The sequence below is a fragment of the Streptomyces marokkonensis genome (assembly GCF_039539045.1).
GTDB lineage: Bacteria > Actinomycetota > Actinomycetes > Streptomycetales > Streptomycetaceae > Streptomyces > Streptomyces marokkonensis.
Genome location: NZ_BAABCQ010000277.1, coordinates 1 through 5,879, shown reverse-complemented (window position 1 = coordinate 5,879; position 5,879 = coordinate 1). Strand labels below are relative to the sequence as shown.

The following is a 5,879-nucleotide window of genomic DNA, read 5'->3' as shown; positions in this document are numbered from 1 at the left end:
CGAAGTGTTCGAGAAGGACGATTTCCCCGGCGACCGGGTCTACGCGTCCAAGGGGGCCCCCGAACTACGGGTGATCACCTGCGGCGGCGGTTTCTCCAAGCAGAACGGCTACGAGGGGAACGTCGTCGCCTTCGCCCGCATGACCGGGATCCGCTGAGCGTGGCCCCGGCCGGGCTGACGTGAGGGCGTCGGACGTGACGGGCAGACGTGACAAGCAAACGTGACAGGCGTCAGACGTAGTGCCGCCGGGGGACGGTGAGGTGGTAGCCGGAGTCCAGAAGTCCGGGCAGATAGGAGCGCAGGGCGCGGACGCTCTGCGAGCGGTCGCCCCCGGCGTCGTGCGAGAGCACCACGACGCCGGGGGCAGCGCCGTCCTCGACCCGCTCGACGATGGTGCGGGTGCCGGGGGTGGTCCAGTCGAGGGTGTCCACGGTCCAGGCGAGCGGTTCCATGCCGAGTTCGGCACCGAGCTGGAAGGCGGCGCGGTTCCAGGCTCCGTACGGGGCCCGGAACCACCGGGGCGGCTCGCCGTAGGCCTGCTCGACGACCTCGCTCGTCCGTTCCATCTCGGAGCGGATGCCGCGCCGGTCGAGGCGGGTCAGCAGCGGGTGGGACCAGGTGTGGTTGCCGACGACGTGCCCCTCGTCGGCCATCCGGGAGAGCAGGTCCCGGTTGTAGTCCGCCATCTCACCGCACACGAAGAACGTCGCGCGCACGTCGTACCGCGCCAGGGTGTCCAGGATGTCCGGGGTGAAGCGGGGGTCGGGTCCGTCGTCGAAGGTGAGCATCATGGTGCGGCCGCGGGCCGGCATGCGCAGGATCGGCTCGCTGCGTACCGGGGTCCGCCGGGGCGCGGCAGAGGGCGCGCCGTATCCGGTCAGGGGCTGGAGGCGGTAGGCGGAGGGTTTGAGCGGTCGGCGGGCCGGGGGTCCCGGGGCGGGGGCGACCGGCCGGGCCGATCCGTCTCCCCGGCCCGTCACGAGCGCGCCGGTGGTGGCCGCTCCCGCGGCCGCGGCGCCGGCGAACAGTACTCGGCGACGGGTGAGCAACTGATCCTTCTTCATGACTCATCAGTCGCCCGGCCACGGTCCGCCGCACCTGAGCAACACCGGTGCGGCGGCACGGAACCACCCGCCCGGCCCAAGATCACGAGCCACTCGGGATAGCCTCGCCGCGTGACGGAACAGCACTCCCAGCAGTTCGAACGGGGCACGGACGGGCCGAAGGTCATCGTCGCCGGGGTCGACGGCTCCGACTCCTCGCTCCGGGCGGCGGCCTACGCCGGCGGTCTGGCCCGGCGGCAGCGCGCGCTGCTCGCCGTGGTGTACGTACAACCGGTGCCGGCCGCGGGGGCGGCGCTCGGGGCGCCGGTGTCGGAGGCGACGGACGAGATCGCCGAGGACCTGGTGTCCCAGATCCGGGAGGCCACCGAGCGGAGCAGGGGGATATTCGACGTGCGCTGGGAGTTCCACACCTTCCGTGGCGACCCCTACAACGGGCTGGTGCGGGCGGCCGACGTGCTGAAGGCGGACGCCGTGGTCGTGGGCGCCTCCGAGCAGGCCGGTCACCGGATCGTCGGTTCCGTCGCGGTACGGCTGGTGAAGGCGGGACGCTGGCCCGTGACAGTGGTCCCGTAGCGCCCTTCGGGTGGCGTGTGCGTCGTGGCTTCCGTCGCGGGCGGGTGTGAGTCGTCATGATCCACCGTCAGCCGTTTGCCGTTCACGAAGAGGTGAGGCGCGTGGCCCGGTTCCGCATGGGCGAGGGCGTTCTCCGCCGCAAACCCATCGAGCACATCGAGGACACCGAGGGCGGTGAGGGCGCCGGTCTGGTGCGGTCCCTCGGGTTGTGGCAGCTCACCGCGATCGGCGTGGGCGGCATCATCGGGGCGGGCATCTTCACCCTGGCCGGCACGGTCGCCAACGGCACGGCGGGGCCGGCGGTCCTCGTCTCCTTCCTCATCGCGGGCGTCGCGAGCGCGGCGGCCGCGCTGTCGTACGCCGAGTTCGCCGGACTGATCCCGAAGGCGGGTTCCGCCTACACCTACGGCTACGCCGTCCTCGGTGAGCTGGTGGGGTGGTTCATCGGCTGGGACCTGCTGCTGGAGTACACGGCGATCGTGGCGGTGGTCGCGATCGGCATCTCCGGCTACTTCAGCTTCCTGGTCGGTGAGACGGGCGCCGACCTGCCGAACTGGATGCTGGGCGCGCCCGGCACCGGCGACGGGCACCGGGTCGACCTCTTCGCCGCGGTGCTGTGCCTGCTGATCGCGTACCTGCTGACCCTCGGCATCAAGAACGCGGCCCGCTTCGAGATGGTCGTGGTCGTGCTGAAGGTGCTGGTGGTGCTGCTGGTGGTCGGGGTCGGCCTCTTCCACATCGACACCTCGAACTACGACCCGTTCTTCCCGTACGGGGTCGGCGGGGCGTTCACCGGCGCGGCGACGGTGTTCTTCGCGGTCTTCGGCTACGACGCCATGTCGACGGCGGCCGAGGAGTCGAAGGACGCCCAGCGGCACATGCCGAAGGCGATCATCTACTCGCTGATCATCTCGATGGTGCTGTACGTGGCGGCCTGTCTGGTGCTGACCGGCATGCAGGACTACAAGGCCATCGACCCGGAGAGCGGCTTCTCGACGGCGTTCAAGGCGGTGGGGCTGAGCTCTCTGGCCGACGTCATCGCGGTGGGCGCCATCATCGGCATCCTCACGGTGATGTTCACGTTCATGCTGGGTGTCACCCGGGTGTGGTTCAGCATGAGCCGGGACGGGCTGCTGCCCAAGTGGTTCGCCAAGACCCACCCGACGCGGCACGTGCCGACCCGGGTCACCTGGATCGTCGGTGTCGCGTCGGCCGCGATCGCCGGGTTCCTGCCGATCGGCGAGGCGGCCGAGCTGACCAACATCGGCATCCTGCTGGCGTTCGTGGTGGTGTGCGCGGCGGTGATCGTGCTGCGCTACCGGCAGCCGGCTCTGCCGCGCACCTTCCGTACGCCGTTCATGCCGGCCGTGCCGGCGGTGGGGATCGTCTTCTCGCTCTGGCTGATCACGTTCCTGCAGTGGCAGACCTGGGCGCGGTTCGCCGTGTGGTTCGCGGTCGGCCTGGTGATCTACTTCGCCTACTCCTACCGGAAGTCGGAGCTGGCGCGCCGTTAGAGGGCGCGGAGGAAGTCGACGACGATCTCTGCGAAGCGCTCGGGCTTCTCCATGTTCGGGTAGTGCGCGGTGCCCGCGATGGTGAGGGAGCTCCCGTCCGGGACCGTACGGGCGAGCCGTTCCGCCTCGGCGATCAGGTCGGGTGCGTCGAGGTCGCCGTTGACGGTGAGGACCGGAACGTCGATCTTCGGGACCCGGGCCCAGGTGTCGGTCAGGGGCACGTGGTGGTTCTCCTCGTCCGGGGTGTGCTTGGAGAGGGTGCCGAAGGCCATCTCGCGGAGCCGGCGCGAGATGTCCGGGTCGATGTCGTCGAGGGTGCGGGACTCCCCGGCCACGCCGCGCAGCCACGCCGCGAGCCAGCCTTCGAGGTCGCCGGCGCCGAGCGCGGCGGCCTGCTCGTCCTGCACCTGCCGCACCCACGGGTCGGTGTACTCGAACTCGCTGGTGGCGGCCCCGCAGGCCACCACCGCGCGGACCAGTTCCGGGTACTCCAGCACCGTGTCGGTGGCGATGGCGCCGCCCATCGAGACACCGACGAGCACTGCGGGGCCGGCGTCGAGGTGGCGCAGCAGGGCGGCGAGGTCGTCCGCCCACCGGAACGGCCGGGTCGCGTTGGCCGAGGCGCCGTGGCCGCGGACGTCGGGGGCGATCACGCGGTACCCGGCGGCGGCGAGGGCCGGGACCTGTGCGTCGAAGACCCGGTGGTCGGCGAACCCGGAGTGCAGCAGGACGACCAGGTCCCCGGCACCGGTGTCACGGTAGGCGAGGTCGCCGTCGGCGGAGTGGAGGAAACGAAGATCCGAAGCGGTATCCATGACAACCAAGGTGTCATAGTCGGCCGATATTTGGCAACCAAGGTGTCATGATGGGCTGCATGAAGGACACCGACGCATCACTCCCCCCGGACGCCCTCGCCCGGCGCCTCACCGAGGTGTACGACCTGGTCGGCCCCCTCTACCGGCGCGCGCAGCGGAGCGTCGAGCTGGGCCTGACCACCGACGGCCTGTCCGTCGGCGTCCGCGCCGTACTGACCCTGCTGCACCGCAACGGACCGATGACCGTGCCGCAGATGGGCCGGGCGCAGTCGATCAGCCGTCAGTTCGTGCAGCGGATGGTGAACGACGCCACCGACCGGAGCCTGGTGGAGAGCGTCCCGAACCCGGCGCACCGGCGGTCGTCCCTGATCCGGCTCACGGACGAGGGCCGTGCGGCGATCACCGGAGTCCTGGACCGGGAGCACCGGGTGTTGCGCGAGGTCGGCGGAAGCCTCACGGACGCCGACGTCACCACGTGCCTGCGGGTGCTGGGGGCCATGCTGACGGCTCTCGACCACGTGGACGACGCCTGACCCCGCACGGACGCCACCCATCCCTGGACGGGCGCAACCTGACCTACGCGGGCGCAACCTGTCCTACGGGGTCGCAACCTGTCCTACGCGGGCGTCACCCGGCGTACGCGGACGCGAACCCGGCCACGGGCGTCACCCCGCCTGCGCGGACGCGACCCGGCCGGCGTGGGCGTCACCCGGCCTACTCCCCCATCACCAGCCCGTCCTCGGCCGCGCCCCGGCTGAGCACGACGGCGCGGATACGGTCGCGTACGGCCCGCACGTCGGCCCCCTCCTCCAGCGCGCGGTTCAGGTTCACCACCCGTCCGGCGTCGACGTCGAACAACTGCGGGACGAACTCCGCCCTGGCCACCCGCCAGCGCTCACCGGGCCCGGCGGGCGGGGCGAAGGTGAAGCGGCCGATGGTCGACTGGTTGCCGCGCGGATCGCGGACTCCCTCACCGTTGATCATCTCGCCCGCGATCTGGTCACCCATCCCGTAGATCACCCAGGTGCCGTTGACCTTCTCGTACGCCTGCGGGACATGGGCGTGGGTGCCGAGGATCAGGTCGATGTCGGGGCGGTCGCCGGTCCGGGCGGCGGTCAGGCTCCGGGCCAGATCGAGCTGGTCCCGGTCGGGCTCGTCCTGCCATTCTGTGCCCCAGTGCAGGGACACGACGACGATGTCCGCGCCGGCCTCCCGGGCGGCCCGGGAGTCCGTGACGATCCGCTCCTCGTCGATCATGCCGACCGCCCAGGGCTGGTCCTCGGGAATCGGGTGGCCGTTGGTGTGGAGGGTGTAGGCGAGGTGGGCGACCTCGGCCCGGCCCGCCCGCAGCACCGTCGCGGTGCGCGCCTCGGCCTCGGTGCGCGCCGTCCCCGCGTGACGTACGCCCGCGCGGTCGAGGGCGTCCAGGGTGCGGCGGATGCCGTCGGCGCCGTCGTCGACACTGTGGTTGGAGGCGGTGGAGCAGCCGTCGTAGCCGGTGGCGGCCAGCGCCTCGGCAACCTCGGGCGGGGACTTGAAGAGGGGGTAGCCGCTGTAGTCGCCGTGCGCGCCGTACACGGTCTCCATGTGGCACAGGGCGAGGTCGGCGCGCGAGACGACGGGGCGGGCGCCGGCGAGCATGGGACGGAAGTCGTAGCCGGTGCCGCCCGCGTCGAAGCGGGCCCGCTCGATGATCGAGTCGTGCGGCAGTACGTCGCCGGAGGCGACCAGGGTGAAGACGCCGGTGTCCGCGGCGGTGGGGGCCGGGGCCGGGCGTCTCGGTGGTTCGTGGTCGCGGGCCTGGCAGGCGGCGCCCGCGGTGAGAAGGGCGGTCAGGGCCAGGGCCACCTGCCGACTGCGTGTGATCATCCGTCCGCTCCGCTGGGGTCGCACACACCAATAGAAAGTCACAT

6 protein-coding genes and 1 pseudogene are annotated in these 5,879 nt (G+C 71.5%); 4 read left to right on the top strand and 3 right to left on the bottom strand.

Going from position 1 to position 5,879, the window contains the following annotated elements:
* Positions 1-157, top strand: a pseudogene (locus ABEA26_RS34590) (class F sortase); the annotation flags it as partial.
* A gap of 73 nt (positions 158-230) precedes the next feature.
* On the opposite strand, the gene ABEA26_RS34585 reads toward ABEA26_RS34590, so the two are convergent.
* The gene (locus ABEA26_RS34585) at positions 231-1,064 is read right to left on the bottom strand and encodes a polysaccharide deacetylase family protein (protein WP_345597854.1); all 834 of its coding nucleotides are present in this window, start codon (positions 1,062-1,064) and stop codon (positions 231-233) included.
* Positions 1,065-1,175: 111 nt separating this feature from the next.
* Between ABEA26_RS34585 and ABEA26_RS34580 the strand changes: the two genes are divergently transcribed.
* Both ABEA26_RS34580 and ABEA26_RS34575 read left to right on the top strand, forming a co-directional pair.
* On the top strand, positions 1,176-1,637 hold the full coding sequence (locus ABEA26_RS34580) for a universal stress protein (protein WP_345597852.1): 462 nt from the start codon (positions 1,176-1,178) through the stop codon (positions 1,635-1,637).
* A 101-nt stretch (positions 1,638-1,738) separates the two neighbouring features.
* Positions 1,739-3,151, top strand: coding sequence for an amino acid permease (locus tag ABEA26_RS34575; RefSeq protein ID WP_345597850.1), 1,413 nt, complete (start codon positions 1,739-1,741; stop codon positions 3,149-3,151).
* Here the strand turns inward: ABEA26_RS34575 and ABEA26_RS34570 are convergent.
* Entirely contained in the window at positions 3,148-3,966 is an 819-nt protein-coding gene (locus ABEA26_RS34570) for an alpha/beta fold hydrolase (protein ID WP_345597849.1), read from the bottom strand. The two genes, ABEA26_RS34575 and ABEA26_RS34570, sit on opposite strands and share 4 nt — an antisense overlap.
* 59 nt (positions 3,967-4,025) lie before the next feature.
* Between ABEA26_RS34570 and ABEA26_RS34565 the strand changes: the two genes are divergently transcribed.
* Complete coding sequence (locus ABEA26_RS34565; protein WP_345597848.1) at positions 4,026-4,499, top strand: MarR family winged helix-turn-helix transcriptional regulator; 474 nt, start codon at positions 4,026-4,028, stop codon at positions 4,497-4,499.
* A 181-nt stretch (positions 4,500-4,680) separates the two neighbouring features.
* Here the strand turns inward: ABEA26_RS34565 and ABEA26_RS34560 are convergent, their stop codons facing one another.
* Entirely contained in the window at positions 4,681-5,835 is a 1,155-nt protein-coding gene (locus ABEA26_RS34560) for a CapA family protein (RefSeq protein ID WP_345597847.1), read from the bottom strand.
* Positions 5,836-5,879: the final 44 nt, after the last annotated feature.